This window comes from Streptomyces sp. NPDC006733 (assembly GCF_040636125.1).
Taxonomy (GTDB): domain Bacteria; phylum Actinomycetota; class Actinomycetes; order Streptomycetales; family Streptomycetaceae; genus Actinacidiphila.
Genome location: NZ_JBEYJD010000005.1, coordinates 262,029 through 282,455 on the forward strand (window position 1 = coordinate 262,029; position 20,427 = coordinate 282,455).

The 20,427-nt window shown below is 73.5% G+C and carries 11 protein-coding genes; 4 read left to right on the plus strand and 7 right to left on the minus strand.

Features of this window, described 5'->3' with window-relative positions; translation table 11 throughout:
• Nucleotides 1-203 precede the first annotated feature (203 nt).
• Nucleotides 204-1,076, plus strand: a complete 873-nt coding sequence (locus ABZ721_RS07460) for a lysozyme (RefSeq protein WP_358787634.1) — start codon at nucleotides 204-206, stop codon at nucleotides 1,074-1,076.
• A 94-nt stretch (nucleotides 1,077-1,170) separates the two neighbouring features.
• Here the strand turns inward: ABZ721_RS07460 and lon are convergent, their stop codons facing one another.
• Nucleotides 1,171-3,588, minus strand: a complete 2,418-nt coding sequence (gene lon / locus ABZ721_RS07465) for an endopeptidase La (RefSeq protein ID WP_358787635.1) — start codon at nucleotides 3,586-3,588, stop codon at nucleotides 1,171-1,173.
• A 202-nt stretch (nucleotides 3,589-3,790) separates the two neighbouring features.
• On the opposite strand from lon, the gene ABZ721_RS07470 reads away from it, so the two are divergent.
• The 3 genes from ABZ721_RS07470 to ABZ721_RS07480 all read left to right on the plus strand — a co-directional run bounded on the left by ABZ721_RS07470 (nucleotide 3,791) and on the right by ABZ721_RS07480 (nucleotide 9,608).
• Nucleotides 3,791-4,507 carry a response regulator transcription factor gene (locus tag ABZ721_RS07470; RefSeq protein WP_283465910.1) on the plus strand — a complete coding sequence of 239 codons (717 nt, stop codon included), beginning with the start codon at nucleotides 3,791-3,793 and terminating at the stop codon, nucleotides 4,505-4,507.
• A complete protein-coding gene (locus ABZ721_RS07475) occupies nucleotides 4,504-5,592 on the plus strand; it encodes an ATP-binding protein (protein ID WP_358787636.1) in 1,089 nt (362 codons plus the stop codon). Before ABZ721_RS07470 ends, ABZ721_RS07475 begins: the two co-directional genes overlap by 4 nt.
• A 230-nt stretch (nucleotides 5,593-5,822) precedes the next feature.
• Nucleotides 5,823-9,608: a multifunctional oxoglutarate decarboxylase/oxoglutarate dehydrogenase thiamine pyrophosphate-binding subunit/dihydrolipoyllysine-residue succinyltransferase subunit gene (locus ABZ721_RS07480; RefSeq protein ID WP_358787637.1), complete on the plus strand. Its 3,786-nt coding sequence runs from the start codon at nucleotides 5,823-5,825 to the stop codon at nucleotides 9,606-9,608.
• Between the two features lie 90 nt (nucleotides 9,609-9,698).
• Here the strand turns inward: ABZ721_RS07480 and fxsT are convergent, their stop codons facing one another.
• From fxsT to ABZ721_RS07510, 6 genes are all read right to left on the minus strand, one after another.
• A complete protein-coding gene (gene fxsT, locus ABZ721_RS07485) occupies nucleotides 9,699-12,695 on the minus strand; it encodes an FxSxx-COOH system tetratricopeptide repeat protein (RefSeq protein ID WP_358787638.1) in 2,997 nt (998 codons plus the stop codon).
• A 49-nt stretch (nucleotides 12,696-12,744) separates the two neighbouring features.
• Nucleotides 12,745-14,193 carry an HEXXH motif-containing putative peptide modification protein gene (locus tag ABZ721_RS07490; protein WP_358787639.1) on the minus strand — a complete coding sequence of 483 codons (1,449 nt, stop codon included), beginning with the start codon at nucleotides 14,191-14,193 and terminating at the stop codon, nucleotides 12,745-12,747.
• Nucleotides 14,190-15,290, minus strand: a complete 1,101-nt coding sequence (locus tag ABZ721_RS07495; protein WP_358787661.1) for an FxsB family cyclophane-forming radical SAM/SPASM peptide maturase — start codon at nucleotides 15,288-15,290, stop codon at nucleotides 14,190-14,192. The genes ABZ721_RS07490 and ABZ721_RS07495 overlap by 4 nt, the downstream gene beginning before the upstream one ends.
• 280 nt (nucleotides 15,291-15,570) lie before the next feature.
• Complete coding sequence (gene fxsA / locus ABZ721_RS07500) at nucleotides 15,571-15,783, minus strand: FxSxx-COOH cyclophane-containing RiPP peptide (protein ID WP_358787640.1); 213 nt, start codon at nucleotides 15,781-15,783, stop codon at nucleotides 15,571-15,573.
• Nucleotides 15,784-15,878: 95 nt separating this feature from the next.
• Nucleotides 15,879-19,340, minus strand: a complete 3,462-nt coding sequence (locus tag ABZ721_RS07505) for an SAV_2336 N-terminal domain-related protein (RefSeq protein WP_358787641.1) — start codon at nucleotides 19,338-19,340, stop codon at nucleotides 15,879-15,881.
• A 4-nt stretch (nucleotides 19,341-19,344) separates the two neighbouring features.
• The gene (locus ABZ721_RS07510) at nucleotides 19,345-20,394 is read right to left on the minus strand and encodes a MoxR family ATPase (RefSeq protein WP_358787642.1); all 1,050 of its coding nucleotides are present in this window, start codon (nucleotides 20,392-20,394) and stop codon (nucleotides 19,345-19,347) included.
• Nucleotides 20,395-20,427: the final 33 nt, after the last annotated feature.

Genomic DNA, 20,427 nt, shown 5'->3' on the forward strand with positions numbered 1-20,427 from the left:
CCACAGCGCTTTCGCTTTCAGAGGGCTGAAAGTTTCTTCCAGCGTTCGTCGTTCCCGCAGGCGCCCCAGTATTTCGCAGGTGTAGACCAACGGCGGTTCCCGGGGACCCTTCCACGCGCGTAGTTTCCGCACCTACCTTCATCGTGTCATGGCCATCCCAAAGCCATGGTGCGCGTCAGGCCCCGTCCCCCATGGAGGCACACATGTCCTTCGGAGCCCCATCCGCCGTGCACGGTCCAGGATCCTTCCGCACCAGAGCAGCACTCACCGCCGGGGTGCTCATCGCCCTCCTCGCCGCCCTCCTCGCCGCCCTCCTGGCCCTGCCGAACTCCGCCGGCGCGGCCGGCAGCGGTCCGATGACCCACCCCGAACTCGACTGGATGGGCTCGACCATCCGCGCCCACGAGGGCGGCAGCACCAGCACCGGCGGCGTGGCCACCCCACTGGTCACCCAGACCCCGGGCATGGACGTCAGCGGCTACCAGGGCAACGTCAACTGGTCGGCCGCCTGGTCCAACGGCGGGCGGTTCGCCTACGTCAAGGCCACCGAGGGCACCTCGTACACCAACCCGTACTTCGCCCAGCAGTACAACGGCTCGTACAACGTCGGGATGATCCGCGGCTCGTACCACTTCGCGCTGCCGAACAGCTCCGGCGGCGCCGCCCAGGCCGACTACTTCGTCAACCACGGCGGCGGCTGGTCCGGTGACGGCAAGACGCTGCCCGGCGCGCTCGACATCGAGTACAACCCGTACGGCGCCACCTGCTACGGCCTGAGCGCCGGCAGCATGGTCAACTGGATCGCCGCGTTCAGCAACCAGTACCGCGCCCGTACCGGCCGCTACCCGACGATCTACTCCTCCACCAACTGGTGGACGCAGTGCACCGGCAACAGCAGCGCCTTCTCCGGCACCAACCCGCTGTGGATCCCGCGCTACTCCACCAGCGTCGGCGCCCTGCCGGCCGGCTGGGGCTTCCACACCATCTGGCAGTACGCCGACTCCGGCGTCTTCCCCGGCGACCAGGACCGCTTCAACGGGGCCTACGACCGGCTGCAGGCCTTCGCCAACGGATAGCCGCTCCGCGCGAACCAGCACGACGACAGGGCGCCGCCCCTCCGCACGGGGGGAGGGGGGCGCCCTGTCGGCGTGTCCGCCACGGGGGCAGCGGTCAGGCGGCGACCGGGATCCGGTCGCTCGCCGCCGACTGCTCCAGCGCCAGCTTCAGCACCTGGCGGACGTCGGAGACCGGGTGGACGTCGAGCTTCTCCAGGATCTCCGCGGGCACGTCGTCCAGGTCCGGCTCGTTGCGCTTCGGGATGATCACCGTGGTGATCCCGGCCCGGTGCGCGGCCAGCAGCTTCTGCTTGACGCCGCCGATCGGCAGCACCCGCCCGGTCAGCGACACCTCACCGGTCATGGCCACGTCGGTGCGGACCCGCTGCCCCGACAGGAGCGAGGCGAGCGCCGTCGTCATGGTGACGCCCGCGCTCGGGCCGTCCTTGGGGATGCCGCCGGCGGGCACGTGGATGTGCACGCCGCGCTCCTTCAGGTCGCCCACCGGCAGCTCCAGCTCCGCGCCGTGCGAGCGCAGGAAGGAGAGCGCGATCTGTGCCGACTCCTTCATCACGTCGCCGAGCTGTCCGGTGAGGATCAGCCCCGAGCCGCCCGTCTCCGGATCGGCCAGCGACGCCTCGATGAAGAGCACGTCGCCGCCCGCGCCGGTCACGGCGAGGCCGGTCGCCACCCCGGGGACGGCCGTCCGCCGCTCGTCGGGCTCCTGCGCCGACTCGGGCGTGTGGTGCGGACGCCCGATCAGCGCCCGCAGGTCCGCGTCGCTGACGGTGAACGGCAGCTTCTGCTCGCCCAACTCGTGCCGGGCCGCGATCTTCCGCAGGATGCGGGCGATCGACCGCTCCAGGGTGCGGACACCCGCTTCACGGGTGTACTCCCCCGCGAGCTTGCGCAGCGCCGAGTCGTCCAGCGCCACCTCGTCGGTGAGCAGTCCGGCCCGCTCCAGCTGGCGCGGGACCAGGTGGTCCCGGGCGATGGTGACCTTCTCGTCCTCGGTGTAGCCGTCCAGCCGGACCAGCTCCATCCGGTCGAGCAGCGGCTCGGGGATCGAGTCCAGGACGTTGGCGGTGGCCAGGAAGACCACGTCGCTCAGGTCCAGCTCGACCTCCAGGTAGTGGTCCCGGAAGGTGTGGTTCTGCGCCGGGTCCAGGACCTCCAGCAGCGCCGCCGCCGGGTCGCCCCGGTAGTCGGAGCCGACCTTGTCGATCTCGTCCAGCAGCACCACCGGGTTCATCGACCCGGCCTCCTTGATGGCCCGGACGATCCGGCCGGGCAGCGCGCCGACGTAGGTGCGCCGGTGGCCGCGGATCTCCGCCTCGTCCCGGACGCCGCCGAGCGAGACCCGGACGAACTTCCGCCCCATGGCCTTCGCGACGGACTCGCCGAGGGAGGTCTTGCCGACCCCGGGAGGGCCGACGAGCGCCAGCACGGCGCCGCCGCGGCGGCCGCCGACCACGCCGAGGCCCCGGTCCGAGCGGCGCTTGCGCACCGCCAGGTACTCGGTGATGCGCTCCTTGACGTCGTCCAGGCCCGCGTGGTCCGCGTCGAGCACCGAGCGGGCGCCCGGGATGTCGTAGACGTCGTCGGTGGTGGTGTTCCACGGCAGTTCGAGCACTGTGTCCAGCCAGGTGCGGATCCAGCTGCCCTCGGGCGAGGCGTCGGAGGAGCGCTCCAGCTTCTCGACCTCCTTCAGGGCGGCCTCGCGGACCTTCTCCGGCAGGTCGGCGGCCTCGACGCGGGCCCGGTAGTCGCCCGCCTCGTCCTCCGGCTCACCGTTCAGCTCGGAGAGCTCCTTGCGGACCGCGTCCAGCTGCTGGCGGAGCAGGAACTCGCGCTGGGCCTTCTCCATCCCCTCCTGCACGTCCTTGCGGATGGTGTCCGCGACGTCCTGCTCCGCGAGGTGGTCGCGGAGCGTGGCGATGGCGATCCGCAGCCGCTCCACCGGGTCGCCGGTCTCCAGCAGCCGCACGCGCTGCTCGGTGGTCAGGAACGACGAGTAGCCGGAGTTGTCGGCGAGCTGCGAGACGTCCTCGATCTGCTGCACCCGGTCCACGACCTGCCAGGCGCCGCGCTTGCGCAGCCAGCTGGTGGCCAGCGCCTTGTACTCCTTGACGAGGTCGGCGACGGCGCCGGGCGCCTCGGTGACCGGTGGCTCCTCCACCTCGGTCGCCTCCACCCACAGCGCGGCGCCGGGCCCGGTGGTCCCGGCCCCGATCCGCACCCGCTTCACCCCGCGGATGACCGCCCCGGGATCCCCGTCGGGCAGCCGGCCGACCTGTTCGATCGAGCCGAGCGTGCCGACGGCGGCGTACGTGCCGTCGATCCGCGGAACAAGCAGCACCTGCGGCTTGCTCTTACTTCCTGGGACGTGCGCGGACTGCGCGGCCTCCACGGCCGCGCGTACCTCGGTGTCCGTCAGGTCCAGCGGCACCACCATGCCGGGCAGCACCACAGCGTCGTCCAGTGGCAGCACGGGCAGGGTGAGCGGTCCGGACGATGCGGATACAGCAGCCATGATCTCTCCCTAAGCAAGCAAGTTGAGCTATGTGGACTCAATGCATGTGAGGCCCCTGGTGTTCCCCATCCGCTGTTCGCTCTGAGCGATCACCTCCGAGGCGCCCGGAAAGAGCGCCGACTGTCCCTTTTGGGCCACGTAGCCGAGCGCGTCGGCCGCCCCGTACGCTGCATGCCAACCGGGACGACCTTGTGGGGCGGCAATGGACAGCACACAGACGACGCCGGGCGCGCAGCGCCGGGTGCTGGTGGTGGAGGACGATCCGACGATCGCCGACGCCATCGCGGCCAGGCTGCGCGCCGAGGGGTTCCAGGTACGCACGGCGGGGGACGGGCCCACCGCGGTCGACACCGCGATCGCCTGGCAGCCGGACCTGCTGGTGCTCGACGTCATGCTGCCCGGCTACGACGGCCTGGAGGTCTGCCGCCGGGTCCAGGCGCAGCGGCCGGTGCCGGTGCTGATGCTCACCGCGCGTGACGACGAGACCGACATGCTCGTCGGCCTCGGGGTCGGCGCGGACGACTACATGACCAAGCCGTTCTCCATGCGCGAGCTGGCCGCCCGGGTGCACGTGCTGCTGCGCCGGGTCGAGCGCGCGACCATAGCCGCGCACAGCCCGCGCGGCGGCAGCCTGCAGCTGGGCGACCTGGAGATCGACAACTCGCAGAGACGGGTGCGGGTGCGCGGCACCGACGTGCACCTGACCCCGACCGAGTTCGACCTCCTGGTGTGCCTGGCCCAGCAGCCGCGCGCCGTCCTCTCCCGTGAGCAGCTGCTGGCCGAGGTCTGGGACTGGGCCGACGCGTCCGGCACCCGCACCGTCGACAGCCACGTCAAGGCGCTCCGCCGCAAGATCGGCGCCGAGCGGATCCGTACGGTGCACGGGGTCGGCTACGCGCTGGAGACCCCCGCCCCATGAGGACGGGGGTGCGGCTGTGGGAGCGCCTGTGGGCGGCGCTGCGGCCCTACGACCCGCTCCGGTCCATCAAGGCCGCCCTGCAGCTGCTGGTGGTGGTCTCGGTACTGATCACGACCCTGCTGGTGATCGTCGCCATCCACTCGGCCACCGAGCTGCGCGTGATCACCATCTTCTCGATCATCGCCTGCCTGCTGATCACCCAGTTCGTGGCGCACGGCCTGACGGCGCCGCTGCGCGAGATGACCGCGGTCGCGCGGGCCATGGCGCAGGGCGACTACAGCCGCCGCGTGGCGCGGGTCCGGCGGGACGAGGTCGGCGAGCTGGCGGAGACCTTCAACCGCATGGCGGCCGATCTGGAGGCCGTGGACCAGCACCGCAAGGAGTTGGTGGCGAATGTCTCACACGAGCTCAGGACGCCCATCGCGGCCCTGCGGGCGGTCCTGGAGAACGTCGTCGACGGGGTCTCCGAGGCCGATCCGGAGACGATGCGCACCGCGCTGCAGCAGACCGAGCGGCTGGGCAAGCTGGTCAGCCAGCTGCTGGACCTGTCCCGGCTGGACAGCGGAGCGGTGCGCCTGGACGCCAAGCCGTTCGAGGTCTGGCCCTACCTGTCGGCCGTGCTGAAGACCGCCAGCCTGGGCATGGAGGGCGGCGCCCGCGCCGGCTCGCGCAGCCGCCCCCGCGCCGACGTCCACCTCCACCTGGACGTCTCCCCGCCGGAGCTGACCGCCTATGCGGACGCCGAGCGGCTGCACCAGGTGGTCGCCAACCTCGTCGACAACGCCGTCAAGCACAGCCCGCCCGGCGGCCGGGTCACCGTCCGCGCCCGGCGCGGGGACGCCCCGGGCAGCCTGGACCTGGACGTGCGGGACGAGGGCCCCGGCATACCGGAGTCCGAGCGCAACCGGGTCTTCGACCGCTTCAACCGGGGCGCCCACCCCGGCGGCGACGGCGGTACGGGGCTGGGCCTGGCCATCGCCCGCTGGGCGGTCGATCTGCACGGCGGGGACATCGAGGTGGCCGAATCGCCGCGGGGCTGCCGGATCCGCGTCACGCTTCCGGGTTCGGTTCCCGCGCAACGTTGACATAGGCTGGCAATACGGGTGCGGCGGACAGCGGGCCGTACTCGTACGGGGGACTGCCGTCACAACCCCTCAAGAGGGTCCAATTTCCCGCCACGTACAGCGTCGAAACCCCTCTTCCGGTGTGACTTACGCGACGACTGACCCCCGGGCCTGCGCCGAACGGCCCGGTAGGCGTAGCCTTTATTCCCGCTGTCCACCATCTTGTGAAGCGGAAGAGGGCGGTTGCCGCCGTGTCGCCACAGTCCCCCAATAGCTCGACTACCTCGATCGACGCCACCGGGCAGGGCAAGAGCCCTGTCGCGGGTTTCGGCCCCAACGAGTGGCTCGTCGATGAGATCTACCAGCAGTACCTCCAGGACCCGAACTCGGTAGACCGAGCCTGGTGGGACTTCTTCGCCGACTACAAGCCAGGGACGGACACGGGATCCGCCGTGGCCGCCCCGGTCACCGCGCCGGCCCCGGCCGCGCAGGCCCCGGCTGCCGTCCCTGCACCCCAGGCCGCGCCGGCCGCCGCGAAGGCCGCCGCTCCGGCGCCGGCCCCCGCCGCGGCCAAGCCCGCGGCCGCCCCGGCCCCCGCCAAGCCGGCCGCCGCCGCTCCCGCGAAGGCGGCCGCACCGGCCAAGGCCGCGGAACCGGCCGCCGCCGCGGACGGACCGGAGTACGTCACGCTGCGCGGCCCGTCGGCCGCCGTCGCGAAGAACATGAACGCGAGCCTCGAGCTGCCCACGGCGACCAGCGTCCGCGCGGTCCCCGTGAAGCTGCTGTTCGACAACCGCATCGTCATCAACAACCACCTCAAGCGCGCCCGGGGCGGGAAGGTCTCCTTCACGCACCTCATCGGGTACGCGATGGTGCAGGCCCTCAAGGCCATGCCGACGATGAACCACTCCTTCACGGAGAAGGACGGCAAGCCGACGCTCGTCAAGCCGGCCCACGTCAACCTGGGCCTGGCCATCGACCTGGTGAAGCCCAACGGCGACCGCCAGCTGGTCGTCGCGGCCATCAAGAAGGCCGAGACGCTCAACTTCTTCGAGTTCTGGCAGGCGTACGAGGACATCGTCCGCCGCGCCCGCGCGAACAAGCTGACGATGGACGACTTCACCGGCGTCACCGCGTCGCTGACCAACCCCGGCGGCATCGGCACCGTGCACTCCGTGCCGCGCCTGATGCCCGGCCAGGGCCTGATCCTCGGCGTCGGCGCGATGGACTACCCCGCGGAGTTCCAGGGCACGTCGCAGGACACCCTGAACAAGCTCGGCATCTCCAAGGTCATGACGCTGACCAGCACCTACGACCACCGGGTCATCCAGGGTGCGGCGTCCGGCGAGTTCCTGCGCCAGATGAGCCTGCTGCTGCTGGGCGAGAACGGCTTCTTCGACGACATCTTCGAGTCGCTGCGGATCCCGTACGAGCCGGTCCGCTGGCGGACCGACATCGACACCGCGCACGACGACGACGTCACCAAGGCCGCGCGGGTCTTCGAGCTGATCCACTCCTACCGGGTCCGCGGCCACGTCATGGCCGACACCGACCCGCTGGAGTACCGCCAGCGCAAGCACCCGGACCTCGACGTCCTGGAGCACGGCCTCACGCTGTGGGACCTGGAGCGCGAGTTCGCGGTCGGCGGGTTCGCCGGCAAGTCGCTGATGAAGCTCCGCGACATCCTCGGCGTGCTGCGCGACTCGTACTGCCGCACCGTCGGCGTCGAGTTCATGCACATCCAGGACCCGAAGCAGCGCCGGTGGATCCAGGACCGCGTCGAGCGGTCGCACACCAAGCCGGAGCGCGACGAGCAGCTGCGGATCCTGCGCCGGCTGAACGCGGCCGAGGCGTTCGAGACGTTCCTGCAGACCAAGTACGTCGGCCAGAAGCGCTTCTCGCTGGAGGGCGGCGAGTCCGTCATCCCGCTGCTCGACGCCGTCATCGACGCGGCCGCCGAGGCGCGGCTCGACGAGGTCGTCATCGGCATGGCCCACCGCGGCCGGCTGAACGTGCTGGCCAACATCGTCGGCAAGTCGTACGCGCAGATCTTCCGCGAGTTCGAGGGCAACCTCGACCCGAAGTCGATGCACGGCTCCGGCGACGTGAAGTACCACCTGGGCGCCGAGGGCACCTTCACCGGTCTGGACGGCGAGCAGATCACCGTCTCGCTGGCGGCCAATCCCTCGCACCTGGAGGCCGTCGACCCGATCGTCGAGGGCATCGCGCGCGCCAAGCAGGACATCATCAACAAGGCGGGCACCGACTTCACGGTCATGCCGGTCGCGCTGCACGGCGACGCGGCCTTCGCCGGCCAGGGCGTCGTCGCGGAGACGCTCAACATGTCGCAGCTGCGGGGCTACCGCACCGGCGGCACCGTGCACATCGTGATCAACAACCAGGTCGGCTTCACCGCCGCCCCGGCCGCGTCGCGCTCGTCGATGTACTGCACCGACGTCGCCCGCATGATCGAGGCGCCGATCTTCCACGTGAACGGCGACGACCCGGAGGCCGTGGTCCGCGTCGCGCGGCTGGCCTTCGAGTTCCGCCAGACGTTCAACAAGGACGTCGTGATCGACCTCGTCTGCTACCGCCGCCGCGGTCACAACGAGGCCGACAACCCCTCGTTCACCCAGCCCCTGATGTACGACCTCATCGACAAGAAGCGCTCGGTGCGCAAGCTCTACACCGAGTCCCTCATCGGCCGGGGCGACATCACCCTGGAAGAGGCCGAGCAGGCCCTGCAGGACTACCAGGGCCAGCTGGAGAAGGTCTTCACCGAGGTCCGCGAGGCCGCCTCCGCCCCCGCCGCCACCGAGATGCCGGTGCCGACGCAGGAGTTCCCGGTCAAGCTGGACACGGCGATCAGCCAGGAGACGATCAAGCGGATCGCCGCCGCCCAGGTCAACATCCCGGACCGGATCACCGTCCACCCGCGCCTGCTGCCGCAGTTGCAGCGCCGCGCGTCCAGCGTCGAGGACGGCACGATCGACTGGGCGATGGGCGAGACCCTCGCCGTCGGCTCGCTGCTCATGGAGGGCACCCCGGTCCGGCTCGCCGGCCAGGACTCCCGCCGTGGCACGTTCGGCCAGCGGCACGCCGTGCTGGTCGACCGGGAGACCGGCGAGGACTACACCCCGCTGCTCTACCTCTCCGACGACCAGGCCCGCTACAACGTCTACGACTCGCTGCTCAGCGAGTACGCGGCGATGGGCTTCGAGTACGGCTACTCGCTGGCCCGTCCCGAGGCGCTGGTGATGTGGGAGGCGCAGTTCGGTGACTTCGTCAACGGCGCGCAGACCGTCGTCGACGAGTTCATCTCCTCCGCCGAGCAGAAGTGGGGCCAGACGTCCGGCGTCACCCTGCTGCTGCCGCACGGCTACGAGGGCCAGGGCCCGGACCACTCCTCGGCCCGCATCGAGCGCTTCCTCGCGATGTGCGCGCAGAACAACATGACGGTCGCCAGCCCCACCACGCCGGCGAACTACTTCCACCTGCTGCGCTGGCAGGTGCACAACCCGCACCACAAGCCGCTCATCGTCTTCACCCCGAAGTCGATGCTGCGTCTGAAGGCCGCGAACTCCCGGTCCGAGGACTTCACCTCGGGCGGCTTCCAGCCGGTCATCGGTGACACGACGGTCAGCCCGTCCGCGGTCCGCAAGGTGGTCTTCTGCTCCGGCAAGGTCTACTACGACCTGGTCGCGGCACGTGAGGCCAAGGGCGCGAACGAGGTCGCCATCGTCCGGATCGAGCGGCTCTACCCGCTCCCCGGCAAGGAGATCCAGACCGAGCTGGCGCGGTACACCGGTGCCCAGAAGTACGTGTGGGCGCAGGACGAGCCGGCCAACCAGGGTGCGTGGCCGTTCATCGCCCTGAACCTGATCGACCACCTGGACCTGGTGCTGGGCGCCGCTCCCGACAACGCCGACCGACTGCGCCGGGTGTCCCGCCCGTCGTCCTCGTCGCCGGCCGTCGGCTCCGCCAAGCGCCACCAGGCCGAGCAGGAGGCCCTGGTCAACGAGGTCTTCACGATCTGACCTGGCGGCAAGCGCGAAGGGCCGGGCCCGCCACCTGAGTTCAGGTGGCGGGCCCGGCCCTTTTCCGTGCGGCGGAGCCGGCCGGCCGGGCTAGCTCACGTGGGGCTCGAAGTCCCAGTACGGCCGGGTGCGCGAGCGGGCCGAGACGGTGTGGATGTGCTGCGTGCCCAGCGTCGTGCCCAGCGTCGCGATGGCCTCCTCCTCGACCTTCTCCGCCTCCTGGCGCTTGCGCAGCGCCCGCAGGTCGGCGGCGAGCGCCACCCGGGCGGAGAGCGTCAGCGGATGCCGGGCGCCCAGGACCGACGCCGAGCGGGTCGCGGTGTCGCGGCTGAGCTCGGCGGCGGCCTCCGGGTCGCCGGAGAAGTTGCGGGTGGCGGTGGCGTTCAGCGCGCACCCCAGCGTCCACGGGTGGTCCGGGCCGACGGCCTCGACCATCCCGGCGAGCGACTCCTCGACCAGCTCGCGCGCCTGGTCCCGCTCGCCCGCCGCGCGCAGCACCAGCCCGTTGTTGCCGAGCGTGCCCACCACGTACGGGTGGGCCGCGCCGAGCGTGGCGGTGTAGCGCCGGGTGACGGCCTCCCCGATGGCGCGCGCCCGGTCCAGGTCGCCGTGCTCGCGCGCCACGCAGGAGTAGGTGGCGGCCACCATGAGCGTCAGCGGGTCGCTCTCGCCCAGCACCCGCTCCACGCGCTCCAGCAGCCGGGCGAGCACCGCCTGGGAGCGGCGGTCGCCCGCGCGGTACTGGCCCATGACGAGGTTGTGCTCGGCGCGGAGCGTCTGCGGGTTGTCCGCGCCCATCACGTCGCGGTGGGTGCGCACGCTGCGGTCCTGGACGGAGACGGCCTCGTCGTACCGGCCGAGCAGCCGCAGGTCGTAGGCGTAGTTGTTCTCCGACATCAGCGTCCAGTTGTGCAGCGGACGCAGCGCCTCGCGGCGGATGTCGAGGGTCTCCCGGTCCAGGTCGAGCGCCTCCTCGTAGCGGCCGAGCAGCCGCAGCGAGACCGCGAGGTTGCTGCGGGCGCTGAGCGTGCGCGAGTCGCGCACGCCGACGAGTTCGAGATAGCCCTCCAGGACCAGCCGGGACACCTCGTACGCCTCGTCGTAGCGGGCGAGGCCGCGCAGCGACGCCGCCAGCCCCGACGCGGCGCGCAGCAGGTCGAGGTCCTGCTGCCCGCGCTCCTCGCGCAGGTGGTCGACGGCGGCCCGGGAGATCGCCTCGGCCTTCACGTAGTCGCCCGTGGAGTGCAGCAGGTTGGTGTAGTGGTGGCTGAGGTCCCAGATCCTGGGGTGGAGTTCGCCCAGGAGCTCCCGCCAGGCCACCATGGCGCGCTGCGCCAGCTTCAGCCCGGACTTGTACTCGCCCGACAGGTACATGTAGCGCAGCGAGTTGAGCACCAGCTGCTGGACGTCCGGGTCGGTGCTCTCCAGCACCCCGGCCGCCTTGAGGTGCGGCGTCAGCTCGGCGTAGCGCGGCCACAGCCGGGTGTCGGTGGGACGGCCGGGGTCGGCGGCGGCCAGGGCCCGGCGCACGACGCCCGCGTACTCGGCCCGGACGGCCTCGGGCATGCCGTCGCGGACGGTCTGGTGGACCATCCGGTGCATGTGCAGGATGTCGGAGCCGCCGCCCGGCTCGTCGACGCCCACGTCGTGGGACTCGCGGCGGACCACCGAGTACTGGACGAGCTTGGCGGTGGCGTCGTTCCAGCGCAGCGGGTCGTTCATCAGCCCGACCAGCTGTTCCGGCAGGTCGCGCAGGGGCAGCTCGCGCAGCAGCCGGACGGGGATCGGCCCGGGTGCGAAGAAGACGCACAGCCGCAGCAGTTCGATCGAGGCCGGTTCGGTGTCGCGCAGCTGGTTGAGCAGTATCGACCAGGCGGTCTGGAACGTCATCGGGAAGTCGGCGGCGACCCTGAGGCCGGCCTCGGCGTTGGAGCCCGTGATCAGCAGGCCGATGTACTCGTCGACGGACATCGTCGAGTCGCTGAGCCAGCCCGCGGTCTGGTCGAGCAGCAGCGGCAGGTCCTCCAGCGCCTCGGCGAGCCGGTTGGCGTCGCTCACGTCGAGGCGGGCGGCCCGGCGGCGGACGAAGGCGATGCTCTCGTCGCGGGTGTAGACCGGGATCTCCATCAGGGCGGTGTTGTGCTCGCCCCAGGCCCGGTTCTGCGAGGTGATCAGGACGTGCCCGGGACCGCTGGGCAGCAGGTCCGCGATGTCCCCGACCTGGTCGGCGCCGTCCAGCACGAGCAGCCAGCGGGAGTACGGGGTGCCCCGGCGCAGCGCGTCGAGCACGGCCCGCAGCCGCTCGCCGTACTCGGGCCCGGTGGTCAGGCCCAGCGCGGGGGCGAGTTCGGCCAGCCGCTGGCGCAGGGTGCCGCGCTGGTCCGCGGGGACCCACCAGACGGCGTCGTACTCGGAGCCGAAGCGGTAGACGTACTCGGCGGCGATCTGGGTCTTGCCGACGCCGGACATGCCGAGCAGCGTGACGACCGCGGCGCCCTGTTCTGCCTGCTGCAGCCGGTGGTAGATGTCACCGAGCAGGTTCTCGCGGCCGGTGAAGCGGATGTTGCGGCGCGGCACGCCGCCCCAGACGCGGGGCTGGTCGTAGGGGAAGCGCGGACCGCCGCGGGCCGGGGTCTCCTCCGGCGGCGCGGTGTCGGCGGTGCCGATCCGGGCCAGCAGGCGGCGTTCGGCCTCGTGCGCGCCGATGCCCCACAGCGAGGAGGCGCTGAGGGCGGCGGTCGCGGTGGGCAGCGCCGCGTTGGTGACCGAGACCGCGGCGAAGCGGTCCGGGTTGGTGGCGACCACGGTGCGGAGCGCTTTGTTCCACTCCTCGTGGGTGCGCGGCCCCAACTGGAAGTACCAGTCGCTGAGGATGATGAGGATGCGTCCCTCGGCGAGCATGAGGTCCTCGAGGGCCTGCTCGATCGTGGTGCCCGGAGGCGGGTCGAAACGGGCGAACGAAACCCGGTGCCCCTGGCGTTCCAGCCGGTTGCCGATCCACGCGGCCCACGCGCGGTTGAATCCCGCGAAACTGATGGTGACGGGCTGCCTCTCGGCCGTTGCCGTCGACTTCCGCACTACGGTCATGCGACCGTCTCCCTCGTGATGCGAACGAACGTACGGCCTTGACGCGCCGTTAGATGCCTCTGCTGGGAACATACACCGGCGGTTCCCCTCCCGAGGTCTGCCTCCGCCACATCCTGCGGGCGGTCTCCACGTAGGCGCTCGCTCGGGCCAAGTGCCCCTGGGGCGGCGGATGATCCTTCAATCGGGTGAGCTGCCGGACCATGGCGCCGACGAACACCCGCCCCTCGCGGGTGAGGCTCTGCGACCCGGCCAGCGAGGGCAGCGCGGCGCCGACCTGCTCGCGGCAGCGGGAGTGCTCCGCCCACGCCTTGTCGCGCTCCGCCGCGTCCTTGGCGCCGAGCGCGAACAGCTGCCAGTACTCGGCGAGCGCCAGGTGCGAGTACGCGCCCTGCAGCAGCCCGTCGAAGGGCCGGGGGTCGGGCCGCCAGGGCGCCCAGTACCGCTGCCGGGGGCCCGCGGTGTGCAGCGGGACGAGGTCGGTGAGCGCGCTGAGCTTGGCGTGCTGCAACTCGTGGACGAGCGTCGCGGCGAGGTACGCCGGGGTCCGCGGCGTGCTGCTGAGCACCGCGCCGAACGCCTCGCGGCGGGTGCCGCTGCAGTGCGCGGCGGCGCCGCCGTACGGGACCGCCCCGGGGGGCGGGGCGAGCGGCACCAGGCAGTCCAGCAGGGCGGCGACCTCGTCGGTGCGCACCGGGCCGCCGAGCGCGATCATCGGCAGGGCGCCGTCCCAGGCCGACTGCCACTGCTCCGGCTCGTCGGCGCCCATCCGGTCGCCCGGTCGCAGCCCGTGGCGCTCCAGCCCGCTGTCCGCCGTGCGGAACGGGTCGATCTCGTCGAGCAGGACGGGCCGCGGCCCGCCGGTGAGGACCCGCAGCGGGGACCAGCGCGGATCGTCCGAGCGCCAGGTCCCGTCGGGGTGGCGGCGGATCGCGGCCGGAGCGCCGTGCTCCGGGGTGACGGTCAGCAGCCGCCCGTCGAAGTGCAGCCCCGTCGTCCCCGGCACGCCCAGCGCGCCCAGGGTGGGCAGCGTCAGCACGTCGTCGTCCCCCAGTCCCTCCGCGGCACCGAGCCGCAGCGTGAACGGCAGGCCGGCGCGGACGGCGGCGGCCGCCGCGAGGGCGCCGAGGTGGGCGAGCTCGCGGGTGAGTTCGGCCTCGTGCTCGCTGGAGGTGGCTTCGGTGGCCGCGGTGCCCAGGCGGCGCAGGCAGCGGCGGAGCCAGGGGCCGACGAGCGGGTAGAAGAGCACCCGGCGGGCGGCCTCCCGGTCGGCCCGGTCGGCGGCTTCGAGCAGCGCCCAGTGCCGCCGGCACCGCACGGCGACCGGGCCGGGCGTCTCGGCGACCGCGTCGAGCAGGGCCCGCAGCTGCAGCAGCCGCAGGGTGTGCTGCCCGGCCGTGAGCAGGGCGAGCGCGCCGGGGCCGCCGTGGGTGGCGCCCAGTTCGCGCAGTACGGCGTCGGAGACGCTCCGGTGCGCCGGCGAGGAGCGGCCTGCGGTCATGCCGCGGCCGCCTCGGCGAGCCGGGCGGCGACGTGGCGGATCAGCCGCTCCAGGTCGGCGCAGTACACCGACGGGTGGCGGAAGCCCTCCCCCGCCCGGTACCGGTGCGCGTAGTGCCCGCCGCCGCACACCCGCACCACGGGACAGCGCCGGCACTGCCCGGCCAGCGCGGCCGCCCCGCCCTGGCGGGCGGCGATCCCGGGGTGCGCGAGGGCCTGGTCGAAGCTGTGGCGGAAGACGTCGAGGCCGGTGGCGGCGGCGCCCTCGTAGGCGGACTTGAGCGAGTCCACCTGCTCGATGCTGCCGTCGGTCTCCACGACCGCCGCGTCGAACGGCTGCAGCCCCAGGGACTCGGTGGCCGCGGGAACGCCGAGCAGCAGCGCGAGGCACTCCTCGAAGATCCGCACCCGGACCCGGCGGCGGTCGGAGCGCCACCACCGGTCGAAGACCGTGCACAGCCAGTCGCCGTACGGGGCGGGCCGCCCGGCGGGCGCGGGCAGGCCGGGCGGTGGCGCGCTCCAGTTGCCGTGCGGGAGCAGGAAGTCCACGGCGGGCGGCGAGAAGGCGAGCAGCGAGTCGTAGACCTCGGCGGGGTCGGAGGCGAGGTCGACGACGCAGAGCACGCCCGCGTAGCTCTCCCGGTGCCGGTCCTCGGCGAGCAGCCGCAGGCCGCGCGCGGCGGCGGTCCACGAGGGGCGGCCCGCGTGGTCCACCCGGGCCAGGTTGTGGGCGGGCAGCCCGCCGTCGAGGCTGACGCCGACCCGGACGCGGTGGGCGGCCAGCGTGCGCAGCCGGTCCTCGTCCAGCAGCGTGCCGTTGGTCTGGACGGTGGCGTGCACCGCGCACCCGGCGGGGACGGCCGCCCGCACCCGGGCGACGACGCCGCCGAGCACGGCGGCGTCCGCGAGCAGCGGCTCGCCGCCGTGCAGGACGACGGAGACGTCGGTGAGGCCGTGCGCGGCGGCGTGCTCGGCGATCCGGCGGGCGGCGGCGTCCAGCACCGGGGCGGCGGGTGCGACGGGACGTTTCCGCCAGCCGCTGTCGGGGCCCGCGTAGAGGTAGCAGTAGCGGCAGGCGAGGTTGCAGCGGCCGTTCATCTTGAGGATGAACTGCCGGAAGGGGACCGGACGCGGACGGTCCGCCTCCGCCTCCGTCCCGGTGAAGGTCCGCGGTGCTCTCTCCGGTGGTGCCCCCGTCTGGTGTCCCACGTGCCTCACGGTGAAAACTCCCGTCCCCCGGTCGTGGCGAGACCTTCCTCCGGCGCGACGCTGTAAACCCCTCAGGACCGGCGTTGTCCGGAACGGCGCCGAACACGACCGAAACGGGGCCGGTCGAGGGCTCCGGCGGCCTTGTCGAAGGGCCCGCCGAAGCGCCCGGTCAGAAGGCGTTGCCGAATCCCCAGAGCATCTCCGTCGGCTCGCCGAGCCGGCCGCGCAGCCCCTCCAGCACCTCGGAGAGCACCGGATGGTCCAGCTCGCGCAATGTCTCCAGGTCCAGGTCCAGCAGATCCGGCAGTCCCGCCGTCCCCGGGCCCTGCGCCCCGGTGACTTCCTGCTCCTCGGTACGCTCCGCGCTCTCGTGCTGACGCATCGTCACACCACCTTCGCTGCCCCTTAGTTGGGGCCCATCTGGGATGCCCGCCCACCGGGCGGCCAAACCCCGGCGCGGTCTGCCGGCCGCCCCTCCTACCTTCCACCGCCCAGGGCGGCCAGCCGTTCCGCCGTCCATTCGGCGTCCCGCCCGCCGCCGTCCGGCAGCCTGCGCCACTCCTCCAGGGCCGCCCGGTACGCCTCCCGGGCCGCCCGCGGCCACTGCGCGGACTCGTTGACCTGGCCGCGCCAGCGGTGCGCCTCCGCGGCCAGCCGCACCGCGGCCGCCGGGTCGGGCATCCCCTCCTCGGCGAGGCGCGCCGTCTCGGCGGCCCGGCGGAAGGCGTCGGCCGCCTGGTCCCACCGGTCGGGGCCGCCGACGTGCCGGACCTCGCCCAGCGCGTGCCGGACCTCGCCCAGCGCCAGCCAGGCGCGCGCCCGCTCCAGCGGCGGGCCGCCGTTCCTGGCCGCCAGTCCGAAGATGTGCTCCGCGTCCCGCAGGTCGAGCAGGTCCCGCCGCGTCCGGTACCGCAGCAGCAGCGCCCGGCCCAGCATCATCAGCCGGTGGGTGAGCCGGGGGTGGCCGGCCGGGGAGTGCATCCGGCAGTCCCGCAGCACCCTTATCGCCCGTGAGACGACCGTCGCGCCGCCCGCCAGGTCCGCCCGCCGCAGCAGGACCTCGCCCCACTCCTCCATCAGCTGCCCGTACTCGGGGCGGTCGCGCAGCATCAGCCGGCCCGCCTCCTCGAACCGGTCGGCCGCCTCGTCCAGGTCGGAGGGCGGGCCGCCCGCCTCGTACCGCCGCACCCACAGCCGGGCGGAGCGGACCAGCACCTCGGCCCGCAGCGACTGCTCCCTGACGTCCTCCAGGGTCCTCGCCAGCAGCCGGCCGGCCTGCTCCAGCCGGTCGCCCGCCAGCAGCAGCGCGTCGGTCAGCAGCAGCTGGACCCGCACCCGGTCCTCGATCGGCGCCTGCTCCGCGGCCATCGCGGCGCGGGCGAACTCCAGCGACTCGGCGGCCTGCCCGGCCTGCACCCGGGACCGCTCCTGGTCGTCGGCCGTCCCGGCCAGCATCAGCAGCGCCCGGCCCCGGGCCAGCGAGAGCCCGGCCGGCTGCGCCGCGTCGCGCCCCTCCCGGGGGCGCCCGTCGGAGAACGCCTCCAGCATCCCGATGGTCTCCTCCAACGGCCCGGTGTCCCCGCTGAGCCGCCACTGCTCCTCCAGCACCTCGGCGCGCTCCAGGGTGATCCGCAGCGCCTCGCCCGGTTCCAGGTCCGCGGCGGCACCGGCCGCCGTGAACTCCCGGTCCGCGCGCCGCAGCAGCTCCAGCGCGGCCTGCCGCTGGCCCAGCGCGCGCAGGTCCGACGCGGCGGCGTGCAGCACCCGGGCCAGCACGGCGCGGGCCCGCACCGCACCCGGCGCGGCGGCGGCGGTCTCCGCGGCGGACTGCGCCTCGCGCAACAGCTGCGCCCCGCCCTGCAGCCGCCACAGCCGCAGCAGGTCCTGGGCCAGCTCGCCCCACAGCTCGGGATCGGCCTCCGTCGGCAGCCCCGCGGCCGCCGCCCTGCGCAGCAGCTGCACCGCGTCCAGCAGGCTCTGCACCATCCCGTCGGCCTCGAAGCGCGCGACGAGCGCCCGCGCCCGTTCCAGCGCCGCCTCGGAGCGGGGGGCGCCGGAAGGCGTGACCGGGACCTGCTCGGCGACGTCCGTCAGGGGGATGAACCGTTCCAGTACCTTCGCCGCCACCTGCGCGAACGGCTGCGCGGCCCGCCGCGCCGAGTCCTCCGTGCCGCCGTCCAGCGGCAGCCGGCCCTGGGCCGCCTCGCCGCGGTCGTCCGACAGCTGGGCGATGGCCAGCGCCGGGAAGTTGGGGCCGCCGAGCCCGAAGCGCTGCTCGACGTACTCGGAGCAGTGCTTGAGCACCAGCAGCGCCTCGTCCCGCCCCAGCGGGCCCAGCAGCACGTCCTGGACGCCCTCGGCGAACTCGTACCACTGCGCCGGCGGGCGCGCCGGGGGCGCCTCGCCGATCACGGTGCCGTACGGGGGCGTCGTGTCGACGACCGTGCCGTACGCGGGGGTCTCCGTGCCCGGCCCGCTGGAGCCGCCCGAGCCCGCCCGGGTGAGCAGCCCGCTGAGCAGCACCTCGGAGAGCTCCGCGGGCCCGGAGTCGGGCAGCATCGTGCGCTGCACCAGCTGCATGACGGGCAGGTACAGCGGGGCCGCGGCGACGTACACGGCGAGCTGCGCCGCGCCCGGCGAGGCGGCGGAGCGGAACCGGGCGACCAGTTCCGCGGGCGCCAGCGGTCTGCGCGGCCGGGACGGCGGCGCCGCCGGCTGGTCGGCGCGCACCCAGCCCACCGCGGCCGGCACCGGGCCGGTGCCGGTCCCCGAGAGCAGCCGCGCCCACGCGCCGAGCGCGGCTGCCGTCGGCGGCAGCACCGGGATCGGGGCCAGGCCGGGGCGCTCCGTGACACCCTCGCCCTCGAAGTGCAGCGCCGCCGAATGCCCGGGGCCCTGCCCGCGCATCAGCAGCCCGTACGAGGTCGGCAGCCGGGTGCGGGACCACAGCCGCTGCGGCAGCGGCTGCAGCACGGCGACCGGCGCGTACCGGGAGAGCCGGTGCAGCAGCCGGTGCGCCTCGCCGCTGCGCCACAGCGGCCCGGCGCAGTCGCTGACCAGCACCGTCACCTGACGGCCTGTCGGGTCGCTGAGCTGGTCGGCCGAGCGCAGGGGCGCGGTGCCGGCCTCGAAGCGGCGGCTGACGGCCGCACCGCCGTCCGGCGACTGGTGCAGGTACTGCACGTGCACGTCCCGGAAGGCGCCGAGCTGGCCGAAGACCTGCTGGAACTCGCCCAGCATGCGCTCCCACACGTACATCGACGAGGAGGCGTCCATCAGCAGCTGCAGCGAGGCGTCGCCGCGCGAGACGCTGCGGAAGACCGGCATCAGCAGCCCGCCGGCCCGCGCGCTGCACTCGGCGGTGGCGGCCTCGTCCAGCACGCTGCGGATCGGCGGGGCGGCGCTGTGGTAGCGCTGCAGCGGGCGCAGCGCCCGCTGCAGCTCCAGCAGCCCGGGGAGCGACGGCGCCTCGGGAACGCCGATGGAGACGGCGCCGCCCGGCAGGGCGGCGCCCCGTCCGCCGCCGGCCGTGCGGTCCCGCTCCCCCGGGTACAGCGCGATGTTGCCCCCGAGGGAGCGGCCGCGGGACCGGCCGGAGTCCGTCCCCGGGTCCTCGGCGGGCTCCGCTCCCGCACCGTCCGCCGGCGGCCGCTCCAGGGGGCCGGCGCCGTGCGCGCGCGTCGCGGGCCCCGCCGGGCGCGGGCCGTCGGCCCACTCGCCGGGCTCCGCGCCCGCGGTGGTGGGCTGCGACCAGCGCGCCAGCCACACGGCGTCGGCGAGTTCGCCCAGGTCCGGGTCGAGTCCGGCCCCGCGCAGCCGCTCGATGACCTCCGCGAGCGGATCGCGGCGCGGACGCGGGCGCGCCGCGGCCGGCCCCGGCGGAGGCGGCTGCCCCGGGGGCTGCTGCGCCGGAGGCGGCGTCGGTGGCTGCGAGGTCACACCCTCACCTCGGCCTGTCGAGACGCTGGATGAGCATGTCGGCGAGCCGGTCGCGGGACGGCGGCGCGGCGTGGTGCGTGAGGTATATCGCGTTCAGCAGCTGGTCGGCGGCGAGGAGTTCGCTGCGCGAGCGCTCCAGGAACCGGGTGATCAGGTCGTCGCCGATCCTGGCCGCCTCGGTGCCCAGGTGCGCCCTGACCACGGTGGCCAGCCGCTTGTGGTCGGGCTGCCCCAGCTCCAGGTGGATGCAGCGGCGCAGCAGCGGAGCCGGGAAGTCGCGCTCGCCGTTGCTGGTCAGGACCACGAACGGGAAGGCCCGGCAGCCGACCCGGCCGTCCTCGACCGTCACCTTCGTGCTGTCGTCGGTGAGCACCTCGACCCGCGGCTCGCGCTCCGCGAGCCGTTCGAGTTCTGGGATCGCGAACTCGCCCTCCTCCAGGACGTTCAGCAGGTCGTTGGGGAGGTCGATGTCGCTCTTGTCCAGCTCGTCCACGAGCAGGACGCGCGGCCGGGCGGTCGGCAGCAGCGCCGTGCCGAGCGGCCCCAGCCGGATGTAGCTGCCGATGCCGCCCGGGGTCTGGGCCCGGCTGCTCGCCGCGATCTGGGTGTCCTGGAGCCGGGCGATGGCGTCGTAGCGGTAGAGGCCGTCCTGGAGCGTGGTGCGGCTGACGATCGGCCAGCGCAGCACCCGGCCGAGGCCGAGCTCGTAGGCGACGGCGTGCGCCAGGGTGCTCTTGCCCGTCCCGGGGCTGCCGGTGACCAGCAGCGGACGCCGCAGGTACAGCGCGGCGTTGACGATCTCCAGCTCCTCCGGGCTCGGCCGGTGCAGCTGCGCCATGTGCCGGTAGGCGCCGAGGCGGCGGGTCGAGGCGCTGTCCGTGCCGGGGCCGGGCTCCACGAGGGGGCCGCCGTCGAAGTCCCGCCAGGGCGGCGGGTCCGGCAGCGCGCTGATCCCGTCGTGCGGCTCCCCCGCGCCCCGGTAGATCAGCCACTCGTTCTCTTCGATGCCGTCGGCCCCGGCAGTCGCGTCGGGCCGCGGGTTGTTGTCAGGCACTATGTGCTCCTCGTCGCTCGTACGTCGATGGCA

Coding starts and splice junctions, on each gene's coding strand:
- ABZ721_RS07460 (WP_358787634.1), top strand. CDS start 204: ATGTCCTTCGGAGCCCCATCCGCCGTGCACGGTCCAGGATCCTTCCGC.
- lon (WP_358787635.1), bottom strand. CDS start 3,588: ATGGCTGCTGTATCCGCATCGTCCGGACCGCTCACCCTGCCCGTGCTG.
- ABZ721_RS07470 (WP_283465910.1), top strand. CDS start 3,791: ATGGACAGCACACAGACGACGCCGGGCGCGCAGCGCCGGGTGCTGGTG.
- ABZ721_RS07475 (WP_358787636.1), top strand. CDS start 4,504: ATGAGGACGGGGGTGCGGCTGTGGGAGCGCCTGTGGGCGGCGCTGCGG.
- fxsT (WP_358787638.1), bottom strand. CDS start 12,695: ATGACCGTAGTGCGGAAGTCGACGGCAACGGCCGAGAGGCAGCCCGTC.
- ABZ721_RS07490 (WP_358787639.1), bottom strand. CDS start 14,193: ATGACCGCAGGCCGCTCCTCGCCGGCGCACCGGAGCGTCTCCGACGCC.
- ABZ721_RS07495 (WP_358787661.1), bottom strand. CDS start 15,290: ATGAACGGCCGCTGCAACCTCGCCTGCCGCTACTGCTACCTCTACGCG.
- fxsA (WP_358787640.1), bottom strand. CDS start 15,783: ATGCGTCAGCACGAGAGCGCGGAGCGTACCGAGGAGCAGGAAGTCACC.